Below are 24691 nucleotides of genomic sequence, written 5' to 3' on the forward strand. Positions count from 1 at the left end.
AGGTGACGACCATGGCCACGACCTTCGCCAAGGCCGCCGACGCCGGTACGTCGGTGGAGCACGCCGCGCGCATCGAGCATGTCTCGAAGTCCTTCGCCGGCCCCGCCGGGCCCCAGCTCGTCCTCGACGACATCACGCTCGATGTGGCGCCGGGCGAGTTCGTCACCCTCCTGGGAGCGTCGGGCTGCGGCAAGTCCACGCTGCTGAACCTCGTGGCGGGGCTCGACGAGCCCTCGGCCGGCGCGATCACGACCGACGGCCGCCCGGCGCTGATGTTCCAGGAGCACGCCCTCTTCCCCTGGCTGACCGCGGGCAAGAACATCGAGCTCGCCCTGAAGCTGCGCGGTGTGCCGAAGCCCGACCGGCGCGGCCGCGCGGAGGAGCTGCTGGAGCTGGTCCGGCTCCAAGGGGCGTACGGGAAGCGGGTGCACGAGCTGTCCGGCGGGATGCGCCAGCGGGTCGCGCTGGCCCGCGCTCTCGCGCAGGACAGCAACCTGCTGCTGATGGACGAGCCGTTCGCCGCGCTCGACGCGATCACCCGTGACGTGCTGCACGACGAGCTGACCCGGATCTGGAAGGAGACACGGCTGTCCGTGCTCTTCGTGACGCACAACGTGCGCGAGGCGGCGCGGCTCGCGCAGCGCGTCGTGCTGCTGTCGTCACGTCCGGGACGGATCGCGCGCGAGTGGAGGGTCGACATCCCCCAGCCGCGCCGCATCGAGGACGCCGCCGTGGCGGAACTGTCCCGTGAGATCACCGAGGAACTGCGTGGGGAGATCCGCCGACATGGCCAGCACTGAGACGTCCGCCGTCAAGGACGGCAACGACCTGGCCGGCCTGGGGGCGGGCCTGGACGCGCTGGACACGGTGCAGACCGGCCGTACGCCGCTGCGCACGACGTTCACGCGGAAGATCGTGCCGCCGGTCAGCGCCGTGCTGCTGGTGCTGGCGGTGTGGCAGGCGCTGGTCGGCTTCGGTGTCGTCGACGACCCGAGCAAGCTGCCCTCGCCCTCCGACGTGTGGGGCGAGGTGCGCACGGCCTGGCTCCAGGGCACGCTGCTGGACTACATCTGGACCAGTGCCTCGCGCGGTCTTCTGGGCTTCCTGATGGCACTGGCCATCGGCACCCCGCTGGGCCTGCTGGTGGCCCGGGTGCGGTTCGTCCGCGCCGCGATCGGCCCGATCCTGTCCGGGCTGCAGTCGCTGCCGTCGGTGGCCTGGGTGCCGCCGGCCGTCATCTGGCTCGGTCTGAACAACTCGATGATGTACGCCGTGATCCTGCTCGGCGCCGTCCCCTCCATCGCCAACGGCCTCGTCTCGGGCGTGGACCAGGTGCCGCCGCTCTTCCTGCGGGCGGGCCGCACGCTCGGCGCGACCGGCCTGAAGGGCACCTGGCACATCGTGATGCCGGCCGCGCTGCCCGGCTACCTGGCCGGCCTCAAGCAGGGCTGGGCCTTCTCCTGGCGGTCGCTGATGGCCGCCGAGATCATCGCCTCCTCCCCCGATCTGGGCGTGGGCCTCGGCCAGTTGCTGGAGAACGGCCGCAACACCAGTTCCATGTCCATGGTCTTCCTCGCCATCCTGCTCATCCTGCTCGTCGGCATCGCCGTCGACCTGCTGCTCTTCAGTCCGCTGGAGCGGCGGGTGCTGCGCGGCCGCGGCCTGCTGGTGAAGGGCTGATCCCCATGCGCCATGAACCGGTCCTTCTCGTCATCGCCCACGGCAGCCGCGACCCGCGGCACGCCGCGACCGTGCACGCCCTGGTCCGGCGGGTGCGGTGGATGCGGCCGGGCCTGCGGGTGGAGACCGGTTTCCTGGACTTCGACATCCCGTCCGTGCGGGGGGTGCTGGAGTCCCTGGCCGCGGAGGGCGTACGCGAGGTCGTGGCGCTTCCGCTGTTGCTGACACGTGCCTTCCACGCGAAGGCGGACATCCCGGCGGTGCTGCGAGAGGCGCCCCGGCGGCTGCGGATCCGCCAGGCGGAGGTGCTCGGGCCCTCCCCCCTGCTGCTGACCGCGCTGGAGCGGCGGCTGTACGAGGCGGGGCTGACGCCGGCCGACAAGTCCTCGACCGGCGTCGTGCTGGCCTCGGCGGGGTCCACCGACCCGGAGGCGCTCGCGGTGATCGCGGAGATCGCGCGGGAGTGGCGGCGAACCGGCTGGTACGCCGTGCGGCCCGCGTTCGCCTCCGCTTCCCTCCCGCGCACCGAGGCCGCGATCGGTGAACTGCGCAACCTCGGCTGCGAGCGCGTCGCCGTCGCCCCGTACGTGCTGGCACCCGGCTTCCTGCCGGACCGCATCGCGCGCGGCGCCGCCGAGGCGGACGTCCTGGCCGGTGTGCTGGGTCCGGCACCGGAGGTGGCCCGGGTGCTGCTGGAGCGGTACGACGGGGCGCGGATGCCGATGCCAGCGGCCGTCGGGGCGTGAGGGCGCCCGCCCCCTGCCCCGGTGGCGCGGCTGCGCGAGCCGGAACTGAGTTCCGGTGCGGGTCCGGGGCAGCGATGAACGCCGTTCGGCGGCCCGGTGCCGCGCGGTCCGGTCATCGGGCGTTCTCAGGCGCCACTTCGCCTGCTCGGGGACCTCGGGCGGGGGCTCGTCCGGAAGGTCATCCGGCCGTCGGCGCGGTGAGTTCCACCAGTTTGACGACGGTGTTCCAGTTCCTGGTCGTGGCGATGACGCCCTTGTTCAGGCGGGGCTTCGCCAGGTGCTCGGCGAGCTTGGAGCGGCCGAGACCGTTCGGCGCGTACAGGTACAGGACGCGGTCGCCGATCCGGAACTCCTCGGGGAGGAAGGCCGCCCGGTCGATCCCGTCGAGGCGCGCGGCGTCGACCGGCGCGGAGAAGTAGGTGGCGTGGAGCTGCTTGGCCTCCAGCTCGGCGGCCGGGAACGGGCAGTCGTCGGCGACCGCCCTGAGATAGGCGTGATCGCGCACGATGACGTCCACCGCGAAGCCGAAGCGCTCCTCGATCGCCCGCGCGATCCCCGCCGCCAGGGACTCCTCGTCGCCACGGCCGGCGGTGAACACGGCCTGGCCGCTCTGGAGATACGTCCGCACGCCGTCGTGGCCGAGACCCTCCATCAGGGCGCGCAGCTCGGCCATCGGCACCTTCTTGCTGCCGCCCACGTTGATTCCGCGCAGCAGCGCCGCATACGTCGTCACCGGTCCACCCTAAGCATGGTGGCCGTTCCTCTGTGCGGGCCCCGTCCCGATGCCGGAGCAAACCACCGGATACAGGTCGAACCCGTACACCACTTCCCTGGACGCGACCACCGGCGGCCCCCGGAACCGGATGCGGGCGTCAGGCTCACCGCCCAGGCTGGGTGCATGTGGGGAGACGACCGTGGCGCATAGGTGACTTGTCGCCCATTAGCCAGTGGGAAGTGCTGACCTGCGCCCTCTGCCACGCCACGCTGTCTCTCCATGAGAGAGATGAACAACGGGTGGCGGCCGCGAGTCCGCAGACCCCGGCCGCAGTATGTGGCGGCGGCTGCACTCGCAGCGCTGCTGGCAGGTCTGACCGCCACCCCCGGTGCCGCTGACGACGCCGACCGGCACACGGAGCGGGCCGACTCCGCCGCGCGGGGCAAGACGGCCGAGGCCCCCCGATCCGAGCGGCACCACATCACCTTGGTCACAGGCGACCGCGTCACCGTGGAGACGGACCCGACGGGTCGGCAGAGCGTCTCGGTGAAGCCTGCCGAAGGCCGCGAGCACATCACGTTCGTCAAGCGTCAGGACGGTGGCGACTGGACGGTCATACCCGTCGACGCGCTTCCCCTGCTCGCGGCGGACCGACTCGACAGGGCCCTGTTCAACGTCTCGGCCCTCGTCAAGGAGAAGTACGCGGATCGGCCGGGCCTGCCACTGATCGTCGAGTACGCGGGTGACGCGGACGCGGTCGAGCGCCGACTCACCTCGGCCGGGGCCGGCAAGATCGACGCCATCCCCGGTACCTCCTTCGCGACCCGCAGCGGGCAGAGCAAGGGCGTCACGGAGTTCTGGGAGAGCATCGCCCCCGCCGAAGCGGGCGCCACCACCATGGGTGCCGGTATCCGCCGGGTCTGGCTCGACGGCCGCGCCACGGTCAGGCTCGACCAGACGGTGCCGCACATCGGCGCCCCCCAGGCATGGGCGAAGGGCTACAAGGGCGACGGCGTCAAGGTCGCGGTGCTCGACACCGGATACGACCCGAACCACCCCGACCTCAAGGGCCTTGTCGCGGAGTCCAAGAACTTCACCGACGAGCCGAACACCGACGATCTGCACGGCCACGGCACCCATGTGACCTCGACCGTCGCCGGTTCCGGCGCAGCCTCCGGCGGCCAGTTCAAGGGCGTCGCGCCCGGCGCGCAGATCCTGTCGGGCAAGGTCTGCAACAGCGACGGCTCCTGCGACAACTCCGACATCATCGAGGGCATGGCCTGGGCCGCCCAGCACGGCGCCAAGGTGATCAACCTCAGCCTGGGCGATGTCGACGCACCGGGGACCGACGCCATGGAGGCCATGGTCGACGCCGTCACCCGTGATCACGGAGTCCTGGTCGTGGTCGCGGCCGGCAACAACGGGCCCGGCAAGGTCAACTCGCCTGCCTCCGCCGACCGCGCGCTGGCCGTCGGCGCCAGCCAGATCGACGACGAACTCGCCAACTTCAGCGCGATCGGCCCGCGGGTGGGCGACTTCGGCCTCAAGCCCGATCTCGTCGCCCCCGGCGTCGGCATCGTCGCCGCCAGGGCGGGCGGCACCACCGCCGAAGACGGCTACACCGGCATGTCCGGCACCTCGATGGCGACCCCGCACGTCGCCGGCGCGGCCGCCCTCCTGTTCCAGCAGCACTCCGACTGGACCCCGGAGCAGGTCAAGCGCCAGCTGATGCACTCGACGACAGGTGCCAAGGAGCGCGGCGCCTTCTACCAGGGCTCCGGGCGCGTCGATATCGCCCGGGCGATCGACCAGCAGGTCACCGCCGAGCCCACCGGACTGGACTTCGGGCAGATCCGCTGGTCCGCCGGCGGTCGGCCGCCGGTGAGCAAGACGCTCACTTACCGCAACCCCGGTAGCGAGCCCGTCACCCTCGACCTGTCACTCAACGTGTCCTACGAGGCGAAGAAGCTTGCGCCGGAGGGCCTGTTCCGCCTCAGCGCCGACAAGGTCACCGTGCCCGCGCACGGCGCCGCGGACGTCACCCTCACCGCGACTCCGGAGATCACCACGATCTACAAGGGGTACAGCGGTGTGGTCGTCGCTTCCACCGCGGACAAGTCGGTCTCGGTGCGCACCCCGGTCGGCATGGACGTCGAGCAGCCGTCCCACGACCTGCACATCACCATGAAGGACCGCTCGGGCAAGGCTCCCGACTACGCCTACCTGCTTGTCAGCTCGGCCGACGACAAGACCTACGAGCTGGAACTGCTCGGCGAGGACAGCACCACGCTCAGGCTGCCGAGCGACAAGGCCTACTCCGTGAGTGGCTTCTTCTTCGACGCGGCGTTCACCGAGGGCACCGCGGTCGGAGCCCCTCAGATCATGATGAGCGCCGCCCGCGACATCACCATCGACGCCCGGAAGGCGAAGCCCGTCACGGTCTCGGCCCCGAGCCGCTCGGCCCGCATCATGTCGGCCGAGGTCGGCACCCTCGGCCTGGACGGCGAACTGCTCTCCGTCTCCATGAACGACGCGATCGGCGGCGACCGCATCGAGAACCTGTGGGCGACCCCGACGGCGCACTACAAGGACTCGAAGTTCACCTACCTGATCAACACCATCTGGGGTGACCCCGCCACGGGCGGCACGCAGCCCTCGTCGGTCTACTACCTCACCCGGCCGGTACGCGGGGCGATCCCGGCGGATCCCTCGTACCACCCCCGCAAGTCGGAACTGGCCACGGTGAACACCACCTTTGCCGCCACCGCACCGGGCACCACCGCGTACCGCAGCATCTGGATGTACCTCGACAACCTGCGCTTCAACCATGGGATGGACGGGCTTCCGGTTCCGAGCCGGCGGGTCGACTACTTCTCCACGTCCGAGAGCCTGCTCTGGCAGTCCATCTTCGAGCAGAACTTCTTCACCAGGCCGGAGAGTCACGGGCAGAGCTTCATGACCCCCCTGCACCGCTACAAGGCCGGAACGGTCGAGGAGCGCTGGAACCAGGGAGTGCAGGCCATGGGGTTCGCGCCCGAGGGCCTGAACGCCTTCCGTGAAGGAAACACGATCCAGTACGCCATCCAGGACTCCGCCAACGGCAACCTCGACCTGGTGGCCGGGACGACGAGCGCCGAACGGCCCAGGGCGCAGCTGCGACGCAACGGTGAACTGGTCTCGGAATGGCGGGGCTACTCCGAGGTACCGGCGGACGCCACCCCCGCCGACTACCGTCTGAACATCGAGTTGCAGCGCGACCGTACTCCGCTCTCCACCATCTCCACGGACCTGCGGGCGGAATGGCGCTTCCGGTCGCAGACCACGACGGGTCGGCAGGCGCTGCCTCTGTACGCGGTGCGCATGTCACCGGAGCTGGACGAGTGGAACCGGGCCAAGGGCGGACGCACGCTCGACATCCCGGTCCTGATCCAGCGAGCGCTCGGTGCCGCCGAGTCGCCGATCCGCACCTTCACCACCGAGGTCTCCTACGACGAGGGCAAGACCTGGCACTCCGCCAAGGTAAAGGGCTCCGGTGAGAAGCGCACCGTGACCGTCCACCACCCGCACCGCTCCTCGGGCGGCTCGGTCTCGCTGCGTACCTACGTCAAGGACGCCGCGGGCAACTCCTTCAAGCAGACCGTCATCAAGGCCTACCTCCTCAAGTAGCCGCCGTGAGCAGCACAGGGCCCGCCGGAAACCATCCGGCGGGCCCTGCTCACGCGCCTGCAGTTGCAGGCAGCACTCGAGCACACCTGCTGATCCCCTCGCCGGGAACTCCCGCCCGCACGCCGGACCGTGCCCCGGCCGAACACGTCAAGCCTGGGTTCAGGCACATGTCCGCAGGCGTACGGTGGTGCCGTTCGCGCCCGTCCGTCCTTGCACGGTGTCGCAGAGCATCCCGACTCCCCAGAGTCCGAATCCGAGCGCAACTGGTATCTGCCGAGGTGGTGGGACCGTCTCCCGGACCTGACGCACGACGAGTCGGCGGACGCGGTCGCGGGCGGCACGGCGATGGAGAAGGAGGCCGAGCGGGTGCGGGTCTGACCCTGCGCCGGACCGTGCACCCGCCGTGCCGGAGCGGGCGGAGGCCCGTCGGTTCCCCAGGGAACCGACAGGCCCTCACTCATGCCTTGGCCGCCGCCAGTTCGGCCTCGATCAGGTCGGCCGCGCGGCGGGTGCCGCCCTCCTCGGCCATCTCCGTCTTGAGGTCCGCCAGGCGGCGGGCTACCTCCGGGTCGCCGAGGAGCGCGAGGGCCGCCTCGCGGAGCGTCTCGGCGGTGGCCTCCTCGGCCGGCACATGGCGGGCCACGCCGAGGCCCTGGAGCATGTCCGCGTTGCCGAACTGGTCGACCGCCTGCGGCACCGCGATCATCGGCGTGGCCGTGGCCATGCCCTCCTGGCTGCCGCCCGCGCCCGCGTGCGTGACGAACAGGTCGGCCTGCTTGAGGATCGCGAGCTGCGGGACCCAGGACCGCACCTCGACGTTCGCCGGCACCTCCCCCACCTCAAGGGGGTCGACGTGCCGACCGATCTGGAGCACCACGTGCCAGCCCGGCAGCCCGGCGAACGCCGGCACGCACTCCCGGTAGAACGCGGGCTGCCTGGTGAACGCGGAGCCGAGCGAGACGAGCACCACCTTCTCGGCGTCGGCGGGCCGCTGCCAGTCCCCCTCGGCGCCGCGGTCGCCCTGGCAGGCGCCGACGAAGCTGTACACCGTCTCGTCGACCCGGTCGGCGTTCGGCTGGAGCGCCTTGGGGATCAGTACGAGGGACCGGTCCGGCCGCCCCACGAAAGGGTCGGGGTGCAGGGGCAGGCCGTTCTCCTCCAGCCATGCCTGGAAGCGCGCGTAGTAGGCCTTGCCGCGCTCGGTACTCCTCGGCTCCTCCCACATCGGCTCGGCGATCTCCTCCTCGTAGCCCTCCCAGGCCACGAGGTTCGGCGAGAGGGAGACGGCGGGGACGCCCCAGCGATGGGCCAGCACCCGCGCCGGGTACGAGGTGATGTCGTGCAGCACGAGATCCGGCTCGTCGCCCTCGTACGCCTCGATCAGCTGCGGCAGGGCCTGGATCGCGTCGTCGAGGAAGGGTTCGACGTTGTCCAGCAGCGTCTCGCCCCACGCCGCCGGGTCGTCGTCGGGGCCGGGCAGCGTCGACTTCCAGAGCCTCACCTCGGCGCCGGTCTCGGCGACCTTCTCCGCGAACGCCGGGGGGATCGCGTACGTCACCCGGTGTCCCCGCGCAACGAGTTCACGGATCACCTCCAGGCTCGGGTTCACGTGGCCGTGGGCGGCGATGGAGAACATGGCGATGTGCGTCATGCCTCGACCCTAAGCGAGACGATACGTCTCGTGCAACCTCCTTCCGGGGTCCACACCCCTTCAGCGCCGATACCGCGGCCGATGGCGGCCAGGCGCGGCGGCGGGCCATGCGTTCCCCAACGGCGTCACCAACAGCACGACGGTCACGGCCACCCGAGTCGCGGCGGGCAGGGAATCGAGCGCGGAGCGCCGCGGCGGCCGCTCGCCGGACCTGCCGGAAGTCGGCGACCTCGGCGCCCTGGGGATCCCGGCGAGGTCGGGCCGCTGAGCCGGCCCGCCGGGAAGTGCGTTGACAGCATCAAGGTCAAGGGCCCGCACACACCCTCCGACCAGTGCGAATGCGACACTGGCCGACGGACGGCAGGAACGCGGCCGTGGGATCCGGACCCCGGACCCCCGGGCCCCGCGACGACCGATCCACGACGGATCGACGACGGCTCGGCGACGGATCACGGAGGCGGACGATGGACGAGGCACGCGCGCGGGACGTACTGACCGCGGCGGGGGTGCTGCCCGGTCCGGCGCGGAACGCGCACCTCCTCGCCCTCGGCGAGAACGCCGTGTTCGCCGCCGGCGACCTGGTCGTGAAGGTGGGCCGCGACGCCGAACTCCTGGACCGGGCGCGCCGGGAGCTGACCATCGCGCTCTGGCTGGCGCGGGCCGGTGTCCCCGCGGTCCGGGCGGCCGGGGACACCGCTCTGCTCGTCGAGGGGCACCCGGTGACCGTGTGGCACCGGCTGCCCGCTCCCGTACGGCCCGCCGAGCCCGGGGATCTGGCCGAACTGCTGCGGGTCGTGCACGCACTGCCCTCCCCCTCCTTCGACCTGCCGCCCCGCGAACTGCTGGGCGGGGTGGAACGCTGGCTGCGCCTCGCCGGCGACGCGATCGACCCGGCCGACGCGGCGTATCTGCGTGAGCGGCGCGACGGGTTCGCGCACGCTTCGGCCGCCCTCACGCCGCAGTTGCCACCGGGCCCGATCCACGGAGACGCCCTGCCCCGCAATGTGCACATCGGCCCGGACGGGCCGGTCCTGGTCGATCTGGAGACCTTCTCCGCCGACCTGCGCGAGCACGACCTGGTGGTGATGGCCCTCTCCCGCGACCGCTACGGCCTGCCGGCCGAGGCGTACGACTCGTTCACCGCGGCCTACGGTTGGGACGTGCGCGAGTGGGACGGCTGCGCGGTGCTGCGCGGGGCGCGCGAGACGGCCAGTTGTGCCTGGGTGGCCCAGCACGCGCCGAGCAATCCCAAGGCGCTGGCGGAGTTCGGGCGCCGGGTGGCGTCCCTGCGGGACGGCGACGAGACCGTGCGCTGGTACCCGTTCTGAGCGGACGGCCGGACGGCCGCCGCCGGGGCGGGGCTCAGACCGGCTCGTCGGCCGGCTCCCGCAGCGGCCACAACGCGTCGACCACGGCCGTGGCGTCCCCCTTGCGGCGCAGGAACTGCTGGAAGTCCGCCGCCCACTCGGCGTACCACTCGACCTGGCGGCGGTGCAGCTCCGCCGGGCCGAGGGCCGCGATCTTGGGGTGGCGGTCGGCTATCGCGCAGGCCAGCCGGGCGGCGGCGAGGGCGTCGGCGGAGGCGTCGTGGGCGCTGTCGAGGACGACGCCGTACTCCGTGCAGACCGCTTCGAGGTTGCGCTTGCCGCGACGGTAGCGGTCGACCTGGCGGTCGATGGTGTACGGGTCGATGACCGGAGCCGGGTGCGGGCCGCCGAGGCGGTCGCGCAGGGACGGCAGGCCGTACCGCCGCAGTTCCGCGGAGAGCAGGGTGAGATCGAAGGCGGCGTTGTAGGCGACGACAGGGACGCCCGTCTTCCAGTAGCCCGCGAGGACCTCGGCGACGGCGTCCGCGACCTGGTCGGCCGGGCGGCCCTCGGCGACCGCGCGTTCGTTGCTGATGCCGTGCACCGCCACCGCGTCCGCCGGGATCTCCACCCCCGGGTCCGCCAGCCATTCCCGTCGTCCCAGGGGCCGGCCGCCCCTGACCTCGATCACGGCAGCGGTGACGATGCGCGCCTGGCGCGGATCGGTCCCGGTGGTCTCCAGGTCGAAGCCGATCAGCAGCTCCCGGTGCCAGCCCATGGGCGGCCCCCCTTCTTGGTGGTGCTTTCCCCCAGTGATCTCCACGATCGCACGCGGCACTGACAATCAGAGGGCAGCGTTCCGCCGGGCCGGTCCGCGTGACACCGGAGAAGGTGACGGCAATTCAGGACACAGGGCGTGAATCCACCCATGCCGCCTCGAACTCCTCCCGATACGTACCGAAGAGTCCACCCTCGTCCACCTCGCCCGACGTGACCACCCGGTTGCCGTTGCGCAGCACCAGCACCGGCGCCTCCATGCCCCGGGTGCGGCGCAGATAGGACTGCACGACCGCGATGCCGTCCGAGCCGTCGCCGTCCACGAGGTAGGCGGTGAAGCGGGGCGTCTCGTCGTAGACCTGGATCTCGAAGGCGTCCGGGTCCCGCAGCCGGGCGCGCACCCGGCGCATGTGGAGGATGTTCATCTCCACGGCCCGGCTCAGCTCGCCGCGCTTGATGCCCAGTTCCCGCTCGCGCCGCTTCACCGCGCTGGAGGCCGGGTTGAGGAACAGCAGCCGCACTCGGCAGCCGCCCTCGGCCAGGCGCACCAGACGGCGCCCGGAGAAGTTCTGCACGAGCAGGTTGAGGCCGATGCCGACGGCGTCGAGCCGGCGCGCCCGGCCGAAGATGTCCTCGGCGGGGAACTGGCGCATCAGCCGCACCCGGTCGGAGTGCACGGCGACCACGTCGGAGTAGCGGTCGCCGACCAGGTCCTCGACCGCGTCGACCGGCAGACGGCGCGCCGAGGGCACGTCCCCTCCCGAGCCGAGGGTCTCCAGCAGCCGCGCCGAGGCACGCTCGGCCTGGCCGAGCACGGCCTCGGACAGCGCCCGGTTGCGGGAGACGACGTTCCGGGTGACCTCCAGCTCGTCGAGCGCGAGTTCGACGTCCCGGCGTTCGTCGACGTACGGCTCGAAGCACGGCCAGTGCTGCACCATCAGCTCGCGCAGCTGCGGCAGGGTGAGGAAGCTGAGGACGTTGTCGTCGGCGGGGTCGAGCAGATATCCCTTGCGGCGGCTGACCTCGCGCACGGCGACCGCGCGCTGGACCCACTCCTGGCCGGCCGGTCCGGCCGCGGCGACCACCCATTCGTCCCCGTGGACGGGTTCGTAGATGGGACGCAGCACGGCGGCCACGACCGCCCGCAGCCGCTGCTCGACGAGGTTCAGCCAGATGTAGGCGCGGCCGGCTCGCTGGGCGCGGGTGCGTACCTCGTGCCAGGCTTCGGCGCCCCAGTCCAGTTCCGGGCCGATCGAGTGCGTCTCCATCGGTCTGGCCAGGGACACCGTGCCGGGCGGGACCTCTGTGGAGCCTCCCTCGTGACCCTCGTCACCAGGGGGCAGCTCCAGCCCTCCCGAGCCCACCCGCCACCGCCTTCCGCTCCCCCGAGCACTCCCCGTCCCAACGATCAAGGAAGGGTACTCCGGGAGCGGTCGGCGGTGCAGCCGGATGGGCAGGCTCGTTCCCCAACTTCCTTACTCGGGCCGTCCATTCTGACCGGCGAGCTCGGACGGCGTGAGCGGATTCATAGCGGTGACGTCGCGCGGGGCCAGGGACAGGCCCTGCCAGTGGACCGGCATGGGCTGCTGGTCCTCGTCGCGCGCAACATGGTGGAAGCCGACGTTGACCCAGACCACCGGGTTCTTCAGGGTCTGGCCGCCCACCCACTTGTCGACGGAATTGCCGTGCCCGGCACCGCAGTCGCCCAGGTTGTCGCTGGCGAACTGCTCGCACTTGTCGTACTCCGTGAAGTACACGTCGTGCTTGGTGTAACCGCGGCCCGGGTACTTGGCACTGGCGCCGGGCACGATCTCGTACGAGCGCGCGTGGCCGTCCTTGTTCTTGCCGGTCGCGCTCACCACACGCCACCAGCGCATGTTCTTGGCGTCGCCCGCGAGTTCCTTGGTGATCGCCGTGCGGGTGGTCTTGTTGGTGGGCGCCGGGAGTCCGCCCGCGGGGGCGCTGACCTTGGAGTCGTACTGCTCGATCCTGCCCTTGGTGGAGCCGTCGAGGTTGAAGTTGAGCCGCCAGAAGACGTTGTGGCTGTGGCTGGTCGCGTAGGCCTTGGCGCCCTTGCCGATGGGCCAGCCGCGGCCGTCGCCGGCGTCGTAGTCCATGGGCGAGAGGGAACCGGTGGCGCCGACGTTCATGTTGATCGTGCCGTCGTCCTGGAAACGCCACTCGGTGATGTACTCGTACCAGCCGACCTGGTTGACGGTGTAGACGAGCAGGTCCTTGCCCTGCTTCTGGAAGACCTTGCTCGCGGTGGCGCCCTGCATACGGTAGGCGTGACCACGCGAACGGGTGGTGGTGCACAGGCCCTTGACGTTCTGGTGGGAGGGGTCCCATGCCTCGGGCACCCGGACGGTCTTGATGGTGCCGCCGGGGCACTCGCCGGGCGCCAGGTCCTTCAGCCCCCGGCCGAATCCGGCCTGGGTGAGGTCCTGGTACTCGGCCTTGCCGTCGTCGTAGGGCACATGGATCTGGCCCAGCTTGGCGGAGGCCAGCACCTTGATCGGGCGGGCCTCGCCCGGCGGCTGGTAGGTGATGTGCTCCAGGACGAGACCGGCCTCCTTGTGGTAGCGCCAGCACATCCGCCAGGTGGTTCCGGTGGAGAGCTTCTGCTCGATGCGGTACGCGGCGCTGCAGTCGGCCGCCGGGGCCGGCGCGGCCTTGGGCTGGGCGACGGCCGGAGCCGCCCCGGTGGTGGCACCGGCGGCCAGCCCGGCCACGGCGAGGGCCAGGGCCGTCCGCTTGCGGGCACGGCTGTTGCTGATCACGGGCATGACGAAATCGACTCCCTTGCGGAAGGCTCGGCGGAGCCTTCTGGAGGATCGGTGGACAGGGTGGACCGGGGTACGCCGGCGACGGGACCGCTCCCGCGCGCGGGTGGCTCAGTCGGGGAGCTCGCCCACCTTGCGGGCGCTCAGGTCGACCACCAGATGACGGGCGTCGATCCACGGCCCGTTCTTCACCTTCGGGAACAGGCGTACGCAGCGGTGCTCACCGCACCGGTCGAGCACGGCGGGCTGGGCGCCCGGCGTGGCCCGGTACACCATGCTGTTGAGGAGCAACTGGTCCGGCGAGGTCAGCTCCTTGCCGGTGGCGTCCTTGTGGTCGGCCCTCAGGCCCGCGCCCAGCGGGTCGGCGATGAGCAGCCTGGCCGCTTCGGTGGCCTCGTCGCGGCTGAGCGGCGGCTGGACGCCCTGCTGCCTGGCGGTCCGCTCGATCTTGCCGGTGTCGAGGTTGACGGTCCGGGTGACGAGGGTGTCGTCCGCGTAGTCGTAGAACGAGACCTCGGCGCGCCGGGGCGCCTTCGCGTCGCCCGTCTCACCGGCCTCCGGCTCGGCGAGTTCGACGCCGAGCCGCTGCGGTCCGCGTCCGCCGTCGACCGCCTCGCCGGAACCTGCCGGCTGCCGGCTGAGCGCGAGCCGCTCGACCCGCCTCATCTCGTCCTCGGTGAGCGGATCACGGCCGACGCCCTTCTCGCCCTGCGCCGGCGCCTGCTCGACGACGCCCGGCTCCACGGCCGCCCGGCCGTCGACCGCGCCCTGGGCCGACTGCCGGTCCCCGCGTCCGCCGGCCGTTCCCCCGGCCGTGTCGTCCGCGCCTGCCGTGCCCGGCAGGGTGATCCCCACCATGACTGCCGTGCCGGCGAGCGCGATGGCGGCTCCGGCCACCACCTTGCCCAGATGGCGGTGCACTGTGTTGCGCACGAAATCCCCCTACTCCCCCTGATATCCAGGAGAGTGAGTGTCTGCCCCACTGGTTCGGCATACGTCCGTATGCACTGGTCGACCGGTAAGAGGGGAGCAAGTCGTAGGTGGTTCCCTCACTTTCGTGGAGACTCGGGGTCAAGGCGGTCCCACCGGCACGGCACACCTGGAAGAGTCGTATCCATGCAGGTCTGGCCTGGAGAGGCATATCCCCTCGGCGCCACGTACGACGGCGCCGGCACCAACTTCGCTGTCTTCACGGAGGCCGCGGACCGAGTAGAGCTGTGTCTGCTGCAGGACGACGGCTCGGAGACGGCGGTGGAACTGCGGGAGAGCGACGCGTTCGTACGGCACGCGTACCTGCCGGGCGTCATGCCGGGGCAGCGGTACGGCTACCGCGTGCACGGCCCGCACGCCCCCGAGCGGGGGCTGCGCTGCAACTCGGCGAAGCTGCTGCTCGATCCGTACGCGCGCGCGATCAGCGGATCGGTCTCGTGGGGCGAGGAGGTGTACGGCTATCCGTTCGGCTCCCCCGACGAGCGCAACGACCTGGACTCCGCGCCGCACACCATGACGTCCGTCGTGGTGAACCCGTACTTCGACTGGGGTGACGACCGGCCGCCCCGGACCGAGTACCACGAGACGGTGATCTACGAGGCCCATGTGAAGGGCCTGACCATGCGTCACCCGGGGCTGCCGGAGGAACTGCGTGGCACCTACGCGGCGCTCGCCCATCCGGCGGTCATGGAGCACCTCACCGGGCTCGGCGTCACGGCCCTGGAGCTGATGCCCGTACACCAGTTCGTCAACGACCACCGTCTGGCGGACATGGGCCTCAGCAACTACTGGGGCTACAACACCATCGGCTTCTTCGCCCCGCACAACACGTACGCCTCCTGGGGCGACCGGGGCCAGCAGGTCCTGGAGTTCAAGTCGGCGGTGCGCGCACTGCACGAGGCCGGGATCGAGGTGATCCTGGACGTCGTCTACAACCACACCGCCGAGGGCAACCACCTCGGCCCGACGCTGTCCTTCCGGGGCCTGGACAATCCGTCGTACTACCGCCTGGCGGACGACCCCCGGTACTACACGGACACCACCGGCACCGGGAACTCGCTGCTCATGCGATCCCCGCACGTGCTCCAGCTGATCATGGACTCGCTGCGGTACTGGGTCACCGAGATGCATGTCGACGGCTTCCGCTTCGACCTCGCGGCCACCCTCGCGCGGCAGTTCCACGAGGTGGACCGGCTGTCGTCGTTCTTCGACCTGGTGCAGCAGGACCCGGTCGTCTCCCAGGTGAAGCTGATCGCCGAACCGTGGGACGTGGGCGAGGGCGGCTACCAGGTGGGGAACTTCCCGCCGCTGTGGACGGAGTGGAACGGCAAGTACCGCGACACGGTGCGGGACCTGTGGCGGGGCGAGCCCCGCACCCTGGCGGAGTTCGCCTCCCGGCTGACCGGGTCGTCCGACCTGTACCAGGACGACGGGCGCCGGCCGCTGGCCTCCATCAACTTCGTGACCTGCCACGACGGCTTCACGCTGCACGACATGGTGTCGTACGACGACAAGCACAACGAGGCCAACGGCGAGGACAACCGCGACGGCGAGAGCCACAACCGGTCCTGGAACTGCGGCACGGAGGGCGAGAGCGACGACCCGGACGTCCTGGCGCTGCGCGGCCGGCAGATGCGCAACTTCATCGCCACCCTGATGCTGTCCCAGGGCGTGCCGATGCTCAGCCACGGGGACGAGTTCGCGCGCACCCAGCAGGGCAACAACAACGCCTACTGCCAGGACAGCGAGCTGGCCTGGGTCGAGTGGCCGCAGGACGGCAGCGAGCTGCTGGACTTCACCCGCGCGATGGTGTGGCTGCGCCGGAACCACCCGGTGCTGCGCAGGCGGCGCTTCTTCCACGGCCGGCTGGTGGAGGGCACCCATGACGAGCTGTCCGACATCGCCTGGTTCACCCCCGAGGGCAGGGAGATGACCCAGCGGGACTGGGAGTCGGCACAGGCGTCGGCGCTGACGGTGTTCCTCAACGGCAACGCCATCTCCGAACCCGGCCCGCGCGGGGAGCGCATCACCGACGACTCGTTCCTGCTGATGTTCAACGCCTCGCCCAGGGCGCTGGACTTCGTCGTGCCGGTCGACCACGGCCGGCAGTGGCAGGTCGTGGTCGACACCGCACGGCCCGAGGGCGTGCCCCCGGGCACCGGCGCGAAGGTGGCGGACGGCGACCGGCTCACCCTGCCGGACCGAAGCCTGACGGTGCTCCAGCGGCCCGCCTAGCCGTACGGCCGTCCGGCACGCGCGCGTGGAGGGTGCTCCCGGCGCGCCAGGCGCACGTCGCCGGGCGCGCCGGAACCCCGCGCGCCGGGACCCCGCGGGGCGGTGCCCGCCACCCCGGCCCGTCACTCCCATGGCGCGCACGGGCGGTGGGCGATGACACGAAACCCGGCGGGGCGGGTACGTAGCCACTTATGACACCTGAGCGTCCTGACCCGGTGGTGCCCACGGCCACGTACCGGCTGCAGCTGCAGCCCGAGTTCCCGTTCGGCGCCGCGGCGGCGGCCGTGCCCTATCTGGCCTCGCTCGGCGTCTCCCATCTGCATCTGTCCCCCGTCCTGGAGGCCGTGCCGGGCTCGTCGCACGGCTACGACGTCGTGGACCACGCGCGCGTACGGGGGGAACTCGGCGGCGAGGAAGGGCTGCGGGCGCTCGCGCGCACCGCGCGCGAGCACGGCCTGGGCCTGGTGCTGGACATCGTGCCGAACCACATGGCGATGGCGCCGCGCCACAACCACGCGCTGTGGGAGGTGCTGCGGGGCGGGCCCACGTCACCGTACGCGCGCTGGTTCGACATCGACTGGGAGGCGCAGGGCGGCCAGTTGCTGGTGCCGGTGCTCGGGCAGCCGCTCGGCGAGGCGATCGAGCACCTGAAGGTCGACGGCGACGTCCTGCGCTACCACGACCACGCCTTCCCGCTGCGCGAGGGCACCGGGCACCTGCCGCTGCCGCAGCTCCTGGACGCCCAGTGGTACCGCCCGGTGTGGTGGCGGCTGGCCCGTACCGAGCTCAACTACCGGCGCTTCTTCAGCATCTCGGAGCTCATCGGGGTGCGCGTGGAGGACCCGGAGGTGTTCGAGGCGACACACGGCAAGATCCTTCAGCTGCTGCACGAAGGCGTGGTCGACGGGCTGCGCGTCGACCACCCCGACGGGCTCGCCGACCCCGACGCCTACCTCCGGCGGCTGCACGAGGCGACCGGCGGTCGCTGGACGGTCGTGGAGAAGATCCTGTCCGACGGGGAATGCCTGCCGGCCTCCTGGCCCGTCGCGGGCACCACGGGCTACGACGCCCTGCGGCACGTCGACGGCGTGTTCACGGACCCCGCGGGCGCCGGGGAACTCCTCGGGCAGTACCGGCGCTTCGCCGCCCCGCAGACGGACCGCGGCGGGCACTGGGAGGCGACGGTACGGCGGGCGGCGTACCGCGTGCTGGAGCACGAGCTGGCCGCCGAGGTGGACCGTCTGACCCGGTCGGCGAGCCGCCTGTGCGCGGCCTCGCCGGAGCCGGAGCTGCGCGACCGCGCGCCGTGGGCGCTGCACACGGCGTTGCGGGAGCTGCTGGTGCGGATGGAGGTCTACCGGCCCTACAGCTCCGGGGAGGCGGCGGCCGTCGTCACGCAGGAGGCGGCGGAGCAGGCCAGGGCGGCCTTCGTCGTCGCCGAGGAGGGCGGCGCGGTCGACGTGGTGCGCGGCCTGGTGCTGGGCGGCTACGGCGACGCGCCGGACCAGCGGGCCTTCCGGGCGCGCTTCGCGCAGACCGCGTCGGCGCTGCGGGCGAAGTCCGTGGAGGACACCGCGTTCTACCGCTACGTGCCGCTGCTGTCGGCGACCGAGGTCGGCGGGAACCCGGCGGTCCCGGCACTGGCTCCGGAGGACTTCCACGCGTACTGCGCGCGCGTGCAGCGCGACTGGCCGCTGACCGGGACGGTGGTCTCGACGCACGACACCAAACGCAGCGCGGACGTGCGGGCGGCGCTGGCCGTGCTCACCGAGTGCCCGCGGCGCTGGGCGGACGTGCTGACGGAGGTGACCCGCACGGGCGAGGGCGTGCCGGACGCGCAGCTGGCGTGGGCGGCCTGGCAGACGGTGTTCGGCCTCGGCCCGGCCGACGCGGACCGGGTCGGACAGGCGCTGCTGAAGCATGTGCGCGAGGCCGGCCTCTACACCAGCTGGACCGAGCCGGAACCGCCCTACGAGGAGGCGGTGGCGGCGTTCGTGGCGGCGGGGCCGTGCGGTCCGCCGGGGGAGCCCGTGGCCGCCCTGCGGGCGGAACTGGAGGCCCCCGTCCGGGCCAACGTGCTCGGGACGGCACTGCTCCATCTGACGATGCCGGGGGTGCCGGATCTGTACCAGGGCACGGAGGGCGAGTACCGGGCGCTGGTCGACCCGGACAACCGCCGGCCCGCCGCGTTCCCGCCGGCCGAGGACACCGGCGCCAAGGGGGCGCTGACCACGGCCGCGCTGCGGCTGCGGGGGCGCCGGCCCGAGGTGTTCGGGGACGCCGCGACGTACCTTCCGCTGGGGGCCGAGGGCCCGGCGGCCTCCCACTGCCTGGCCTACGCCCGTTCCGGCGAGGTCGTCGCGGTCGTCACCCGGCTGTCGCTGCGGCTGGCCGAGGCGGGCGGCTGGCGGGACACGACGCTGCCGCTGCCGCCGGGGCGGTGGGTGGATGTGCTGTCGCCGGAAAGGGAGTTCAGCGGGCACGCGCGCGTGGAGGAGCTTCTGTGGCCGCTGCCGGTGGTGCTGCTGGAGCGGGTGGGGTGAGGGCGAGGGTGAGGCTGAGACCGGGTGAAGCTGAGACCGGGGGGCTGGGGCGGGGGCTGCGGCCGGGGCTGCGGCGGCACTCGTCGGTGCCCGAGGGTTCTGGACGGTCTGAAGCAGTCGGTCTGAAGCAGTCGGTCTGAGGCAGTCCCGAGGGAGTTCCGTGGGGTGGCCGGCCGGGTGGGGCGTGCGCGCCGTTCCGCGACGTGCACGTGTCTGCCGCGCGGCCTCGCGTGCTTCCTGGCGCCCCGTCGAGGCTCCTCGCCCCCCGCTTGACACTGTCACGGGAGCGTGCGGTACTGCGGGGGCGAAGCCGGGCGGACAAGTCGGGGGTGAGTTCTCTGCCGGAGCCGCGCTACCCCACTGTGGCCGAAATCGTGTCCTCCGCCCGGGCGTTGGCCGCCCGGCACCCCGGCCTGTGTTCCCTGCGGCAGATCGGCGCCTCCCGCGCGGGCCGCCCGCTTCACCTGCTGTCCGTGGGGCGCTCCCCGCACGCCGTCCTGGTCGTCGCGGGCGCCCACGCGAACGAACCGACGGGGGGTTCGACTCTGCTCTCGGTGGCCGGACGGGTCGTACGCGAGTGGCAGTTGAGGGCGGGCATCTCCTGGCACTTCCTGCTGTGCGCGGACCCGGACGGGGCGAGCCTGCACGTCACTCCGGCGCCCCGCAGCCTGCTCGACTACCACCTCGGATTCTTCCGGCCCGCGGGCCCGGAGCAGCCGGAGTGGTCGCCGGCCGTCCTGCCGCCGGACCGGCTGCCGCCCGAGACACGGGCCCTGACCGGCGTCATCGACGAGCTGCGGCCCTACCTCCAGGTCACCCTGCACGGCACCGATCTGGGCGGCAGCTGGGTGCAGTTGACGGGGGACATACCCGGCCTGGCCGAGCCGTTCGCCAAGTCCGCGGCGGAGCTGCACATCCCCGTGGAGACGGGTGCCTCGGACGCCGCGGGCTGGCCGGCGGCCGGACCCGGGGTGCATGTGATGCCGGCCGCCGGAGCCGGACCGGCCTACCCGAGCATGGCCTCGGACGACGCCCGCCACAGCACCTGGTACCACGTGCACCGGTACGGCGGTCTGACGGCGGTCGTGGAGGTGCCGATGTGGGCGAGCGATCTGGTGGACGACCCGGCCCCGCACCCGGCGCCGGCCGCGGCGATGCGGCGCCTGGCGGACCGGCTGCTCCGGGACGCGCGCCGGGTGGAGCGGGTGCTGTCGGACGCGTCACCGCGCCTGGAGGGCCTCGACGGTCCCCTGCTGCGGGCCACCCGCTGGGCGCTGGAGCTGGTGCCCGGGCTGGCCGCCGACTGGACGGACACGCCGCCCGCCGGGCACACGATGGCCTACGTCGGGAGCGTCGACGCCTTCGCCCGCCGCCTGCCCCTGCGGGCGGCGGCGATGCTGTTGCGGGTCCTCCAGGAGACCGACGACCGGGCGGCCCCGCGCCTCGAACGCCTCGTCGCCTCCTGGAGCGAGACCTTCGCCGACCGCTTCCGTGCCCGCTGGGTGCCCCTGGAGAACCAGGTCGAGCACCAGTCCCGCACCGTCGTCGCGGCGGCCCTCCACGCCCGTGACCGAGCGGCGTGAAGGTGTACGTCAGTCCCGGTGCATCGGCACGACCGGTTCGCAGCCCCAGTCCGACGCACCCGCCGGAAGGTCCCGGGGCGCGTGCCGCCGGGCCAGGTCGAACGCGGCGAGAATCACCCGCGCCTGGTACTCGGCCTGCCGCGCGACGGGGATCCAGCGGGCCCCGCAGCCGTCCCGGTACTCGGCGCACCACCTGTCGAGCAGCGCGTCCAGCTCCGGGAGCACCCCGGCCGGATCGCGCCCCGCACCGGTGACGAGCTGGTGCAGCAGCCCCGCCGTGCGCAGCACGAGCCGCCGTGCGGAGACGCGCAGGGCGGTCAGGTGGGCGGTGGTCAGCGGCGGCAGGGTGCGGCGCGGCCGGTCGCGGAGGTCGGGGTCCCAGTCGTCGGCGAGCCCCGGGCACACCAGCAGGTAGTCCTCGACCGGCGCCAGCAGCCGGCTCGCGTCCGGGGCGGTGGCCGTATGCGGTCGGACGCGCGCCAGGATGCCGCGCAGCAGCCGGGTGTCGTGGCGCAGTGCGCGGCTGAGCGCCCGCAGCGCCGCCTCCGCGTCGGCGTGCGCGGAGCCGTCCCCGACACCGTCCACGCCCCACATGGGCGCCTCCACGACAGCCGTCACGGTGCCGTGCCGGTGCGGGTGGTACCACGTCGACTCGACGGCGGCCTCGGTGATCGCCGCGACCAGGTCACCGCGGTGGGGCGGCGGTATCCGGTAGACGGCGGGACCGAGCACCGGCCAGTACAGGGCGTCGTACGCGCCGAGTTCGCGCGGGATGCCCAGGCGGGCCGACTCCCGCGCCACGGCTTGGGGGAGTCCGGGCAGGTCACGGGTGAGTTCGACGAAGCCGCCGCCGACGTCGACGCCGTGCAGGGAGCACTGGAAGAAAGGTTTCAGTTCGTCCTGGAGGGCGAGCAGGGCACGCGTCTCCGGGAGTGCGGCGCCGGCCGCGCCCTCGGGCAGCCACTCGGGTTGTTCGAGGAAACCGGGGCGGAAGAACCGCCGGAAGTAGCGGTCGAGGCTGTAGGGGCCCGTCAGCCAGCCCTCGTTGTGCCGCAGGCCGTCGGGGTCGAGGCACAGCAGCAGGTTCCAGGTCGTGTCGGCGCCCTCGGTCAGGCGCGGGTCGGCCAGGGCACGCTCGGCCAGCAGCAGCACGGTGGCACCGCCGACGGGTTCATTGGCGTGCGGTCCGGCGACGGCCAGGACGTGCCGGCTGCCGTGGCCGACGGACAGCAGCCACAGGGGCGTGCCCGCGCGCGAGGCACCGACGCGGCGCAGCCGTGCGGCGCGGGGGTGGCGGGCGACGAGGGCGGCGGCTCGCGCACCCAGCTCGTCGACGGTCGGATAGCGGAGGAGTGGCGGCAGGGCGCACCTCCGTGGTGCCGTCGGTTCACCTGATGTGCGTGGTGTACGCACAGTCAGTCACGAGTTCAGGTGTACGTCAACACCGCGATCGTCAGGGCGATTCGGGGCCGGGAACGACCGGGCGAGGAGCGGTCCCGGGGCGTTCGGCCGGCCGCTCCGCCGGGCTCAGCCGGCCGCGAGGCGGAACGCCGCCTGCCCGAAGCCGACCTGGTCGCCCTCGCGGACCACGGTCGCGCCCGTGACACGGCGGCCGTTCACGGTCGTCCCGTTGGTCGAGCCGAGGTCGCGCAGGACCCACATCCCGCCCTGGCGGCTGAGTTCGGCGTGTACCCGGGAGACCGTCTCGTGGTTGAGCCGGAGCCCGTTGGCGGGGTCGCGGCCTATGCGCAGGGGATGACCGGCCGACGGGTGGGGCAGCAGCAGCTTGGGCAGCCGCTCGGCCCGCCAGGCCCTGCGCAGCCGCTCGGTGAAGCCCGACGCGGCCTCGACCGTGCCGAACACCAGGCGCGCGAGACGGCCCTCGGAGCGCAGGTCGGCGGTGAGCACGGCCAGCTCGTCGGACCGGCGGGCGGCGAGCGCCAGTTCCATCCGCCGGACGAACGTGTCGTGCGAGAGGCGTCCCATGGCGACGCCGTCACGCAGCACCTTCAGCGCTTTGTCGCGCTCCGCGTCGGACAGCCGCGCGGGGTAGGTCGAGAACTCGAAGGACGACGTCACACGGGTGATTGTCGGGCAGTGAACCCCGGGTGTCCAGAAATCGGGGAAACGGCCGCCACACGCGCGTACCGGACGACACCCGGCGTAAAAGGAGGTAAGCACAAGCGGATTGATCTCGTGTGAAGCACGATGGTCGAGCTACGTCACGGTGAGCAGACGAAGGGGAACCGTCCGTGCAGTTCGAGGTGTGGGCACCGCAGGCCGGCCGTGTGACGCTCCATTGCGACGCGGCCACGCGCGCGATGGAGCAGGACCCGGAGCGAGCGGGGTGGTGGACGACCGACGCGGAGGCGCGTGACGGGACGCGCTACGGCTTCGCCGTGGACGACGGCCCGGTGCGGCCCGATCCGCGCTCGCGGCGGCAGCCGGACGGCCCGGACGGGCTGAGCGCGGTGGTGGACCACGGGCTCCACGCATGGCGTGGCGACTGGTCCGGCCGCCCGCTGCCGGGCGCGGTCCTGTACGAGCTGCACGTGGGCACGTACACGCGCGAGGGCACGCTGGACGCCGCGGCGGAGCGGCTCGGGCATCTCGCCGAACTGGGCGTGACACATGTCGAGTTGATGCCGGTGTGCCCGTTTCCCGGACGCCACGGCTGGGGTTACGAGGGGGTCTCGCTCTGGGCGGTGCACGAGCCGTACGGCGGGCCCGCCGCGCTGAGACGCTTCGTGGACCGGGCCCATGAACTCGGTCTCGGCGTGGTCCTGGACGTCGTCCACAACCACCTGGGGCCGTCCGGCAACTACCTGCCCGAGTTCGGTCCGTACTTCACCGACCGGCACCACACCCCCTGGGGCACGGCGGTCAACCTGGACGCGCCCGGCTCGGACGAGGTGCGGGCGTTCCTGATCGGCAGCGCGCTGGCCTGGCTGCGGGACTACCGGCTCGACGGGTTGCGGCTGGACGCCGTGCACGCGCTGGTGGACACCCGCGCGGCGCACTTCCTGGAGGAGCTGTCGGCCGCGGTGGACACCCTCGCCGCGGACGTGGGCCGGCCGCTGTTCCTGATCGCCGAGTCCGACCGGAACGACCCCCGGCTCGTGACCGGTCGCGAGGCGGGCGGGCTGGGGCTTCAGGCGCAGTGGAACGACGACTTCCATCACGCCCTGCACACGGCGCTGACGGGCGAGTCGCAGGGCTACTACGCGGACTTCGCGAGGGCCCCTGTCGGGGCGCTCGCCAAGACCCTGACCGGCGGCTTCTTCCACGACGGCACGTACTCCAGCTTCCGGGGCCGGCGGCACGGAAGGCCGCTGGACCGTACGCGGATCGCCGCGCACCGGCTCCTCGGGTACAGCCAGACCCACGACCAGGTGGGCAACCGCGCCCAGGGCGACCGTCTTTCCGCCGGCCTCTCCCCCGGCCTGCTGGCCTGCGCCGCCACGCTGGTACTGACCGGCCCGTGCACGCCGATGCTGTTCATGGGCGAGGAGTGGGCGGCCGGTACTCCCTGGCAGTTCTTCACCGACCACACCGACCCCGGGCTCGCGGAGGCGGTACGGCAGGGCAGGCGGCGGGAGTTCGCGGCGCACGGCTGGGCCGAGGAGGACGTGCCCGACCCGCAGGACCCCGCGACCCGGGACCGTTCCTGCCTCGACTGGAGCGAGCCGGGCGGCGGGCACCACGCGCGCGTACTGGCCTGGTACCGCCGGCTCATCGCGCTGCGCCGGGAACAGCCGGACCTCACGGACCCGGACCTGGCGGACATCAAGGTGGCCCACGACGAGGAGGCACGCTGGCTCGCCTTCCGGCGCGGGGACGTCTGTGTGGCCGTGAACCTGGCGAGGACGCCCGTGGACATCCCTCTGGGCACCCGCCCGGCCGTGGTCCTCGCCGCCTGGGAGCCGGTCACGCCGCCGGACGAGCAAGGGGTGCTCCGGCTCCCCGGGGAGTGCTGCGTGGTGGTGGCGCAACCGTAGGGCCGCGGCGAGGGACA

At 72.4% G+C, this 24691-nt stretch carries 17 protein-coding genes and 1 pseudogene; 10 read left to right on the plus strand and 8 right to left on the minus strand.

From position 1 onward, the window contains the following. Nucleotides 1-11 precede the first annotated feature (11 nt). From ACWCPM_RS11185 to ACWCPM_RS11195, 3 genes are read left to right on the plus strand one after another with little or no spacing between them, the layout of a single operon-like run. A complete protein-coding gene (locus ACWCPM_RS11185) occupies nt 12-800 on the plus strand; it encodes an ABC transporter ATP-binding protein (protein ID WP_450975868.1) in 789 nt (262 codons plus the stop codon). Next, the gene (locus ACWCPM_RS11190) at nt 787-1680 is read left to right on the plus strand and encodes an ABC transporter permease (protein ID WP_450975869.1); all 894 of its coding nucleotides are present in this window, start codon (nt 787-789) and stop codon (nt 1678-1680) included. Before ACWCPM_RS11185 ends, ACWCPM_RS11190 begins: the two co-directional genes overlap by 14 nt. A 5-nt stretch (nt 1681-1685) precedes the next feature. Beyond that, nucleotides 1686-2426, plus strand: coding sequence for a sirohydrochlorin chelatase (locus tag ACWCPM_RS11195; protein ID WP_450975870.1), 741 nt, complete (start codon nt 1686-1688; stop codon nt 2424-2426). A 178-nt stretch (nt 2427-2604) separates the two neighbouring features. Here ACWCPM_RS11195 and ACWCPM_RS11200 read toward each other — a convergent pair whose 3' ends face one another. Beyond that, nucleotides 2605-3159, minus strand: a complete 555-nt coding sequence (locus ACWCPM_RS11200) for a DUF1697 domain-containing protein (protein WP_450975871.1) — start codon at nt 3157-3159, stop codon at nt 2605-2607. Between the two features lie 261 nt (nt 3160-3420). Between ACWCPM_RS11200 and ACWCPM_RS11205 the strand changes: the two genes are divergently transcribed. After that, nucleotides 3421-6807 (plus strand): S8 family peptidase, encoded by a 3387-nt coding sequence (locus ACWCPM_RS11205; protein WP_450975872.1) that lies wholly within the window; start codon nt 3421-3423, stop codon nt 6805-6807. Between the two features lie 210 nt (nt 6808-7017). After that, nucleotides 7018-7185 (plus strand): hypothetical protein, encoded by a 168-nt coding sequence (locus ACWCPM_RS11210; protein ID WP_450975873.1) that lies wholly within the window; start codon nt 7018-7020, stop codon nt 7183-7185. 79 nt (nt 7186-7264) lie between these two features. Here the strand turns inward: ACWCPM_RS11210 and mgt are convergent, their stop codons facing one another. After that, entirely contained in the window at nt 7265-8458 is a 1194-nt protein-coding gene (gene mgt / locus ACWCPM_RS11215; RefSeq protein ID WP_450975874.1) for a macrolide-inactivating glycosyltransferase, read from the minus strand. Between the two features lie 464 nt (nt 8459-8922). Between mgt and ACWCPM_RS11220 the strand changes: the two genes are divergently transcribed. After that, entirely contained in the window at nt 8923-9786 is an 864-nt protein-coding gene (locus ACWCPM_RS11220) for a phosphotransferase enzyme family protein (RefSeq protein ID WP_450975875.1), read from the plus strand. A 34-nt stretch (nt 9787-9820) separates the two neighbouring features. Here the strand turns inward: ACWCPM_RS11220 and ACWCPM_RS11225 are convergent, their stop codons facing one another. The 4 genes and pseudogenes from ACWCPM_RS11225 to ACWCPM_RS11240 all read right to left on the minus strand — a co-directional run bounded on the left by ACWCPM_RS11225 (nt 9821) and on the right by ACWCPM_RS11240 (nt 14258). After that, nucleotides 9821-10543 carry an exonuclease domain-containing protein gene (locus ACWCPM_RS11225; protein WP_450975876.1) on the minus strand — a complete coding sequence of 241 codons (723 nt, stop codon included), beginning with the start codon at nt 10541-10543 and terminating at the stop codon, nt 9821-9823. Between the two features lie 124 nt (nt 10544-10667). Continuing rightward, nucleotides 10668-11935 (minus strand): annotated as a pseudogene (locus ACWCPM_RS11230) (SAV2148 family HEPN domain-containing protein). An 82-nt stretch (nt 11936-12017) separates the two neighbouring features. Beyond that, on the minus strand, nt 12018-13328 hold the full coding sequence (locus ACWCPM_RS11235; protein WP_450975877.1) for a copper amine oxidase: 1311 nt from the start codon (nt 13326-13328) through the stop codon (nt 12018-12020). Nucleotides 13329-13436: 108 nt separating this feature from the next. After that, entirely contained in the window at nt 13437-14258 is an 822-nt protein-coding gene (locus tag ACWCPM_RS11240; RefSeq protein ID WP_450975878.1) for a Tat pathway signal sequence domain protein, read from the minus strand. Between the two features lie 183 nt (nt 14259-14441). On the opposite strand from ACWCPM_RS11240, the gene glgX reads away from it, so the two are divergent. The 3 genes from glgX (at nt 14442) to ACWCPM_RS11255 (ending at nt 20676) form a co-directional block, all read left to right on the plus strand. Continuing rightward, the gene (gene glgX, locus ACWCPM_RS11245; protein ID WP_450975879.1) at nt 14442-16550 is read left to right on the plus strand and encodes a glycogen debranching protein GlgX; all 2109 of its coding nucleotides are present in this window, start codon (nt 14442-14444) and stop codon (nt 16548-16550) included. A gap of 191 nt (nt 16551-16741) precedes the next feature. Further along, a complete protein-coding gene (gene treY, locus ACWCPM_RS11250; protein ID WP_450975880.1) occupies nt 16742-19093 on the plus strand; it encodes a malto-oligosyltrehalose synthase in 2352 nt (783 codons plus the stop codon). Nucleotides 19094-19422: 329 nt separating this feature from the next. Then, the gene (locus ACWCPM_RS11255) at nt 19423-20676 is read left to right on the plus strand and encodes a M14 family zinc carboxypeptidase (RefSeq protein ID WP_450975881.1); all 1254 of its coding nucleotides are present in this window, start codon (nt 19423-19425) and stop codon (nt 20674-20676) included. Between the two features lie 9 nt (nt 20677-20685). Here ACWCPM_RS11255 and ACWCPM_RS11260 read toward each other — a convergent pair whose 3' ends face one another. Beyond that, nucleotides 20686-22089: a M14 family zinc carboxypeptidase gene (locus ACWCPM_RS11260; protein ID WP_450975882.1), complete on the minus strand. Its 1404-nt coding sequence runs from the start codon at nt 22087-22089 to the stop codon at nt 20686-20688. A gap of 114 nt (nt 22090-22203) precedes the next feature. Continuing rightward, nucleotides 22204-22755: an FHA domain-containing protein gene (locus tag ACWCPM_RS11265; protein ID WP_450975883.1), complete on the minus strand. Its 552-nt coding sequence runs from the start codon at nt 22753-22755 to the stop codon at nt 22204-22206. A gap of 173 nt (nt 22756-22928) precedes the next feature. On the opposite strand from ACWCPM_RS11265, the gene treZ reads away from it, so the two are divergent. Then, complete coding sequence (gene treZ / locus ACWCPM_RS11270) at nt 22929-24674, plus strand: malto-oligosyltrehalose trehalohydrolase (RefSeq protein ID WP_450975884.1); 1746 nt, start codon at nt 22929-22931, stop codon at nt 24672-24674. Nucleotides 24675-24691 lie beyond the last annotated feature (17 nt).

This window comes from Streptomyces sp. NPDC002309, from assembly GCF_053593375.1.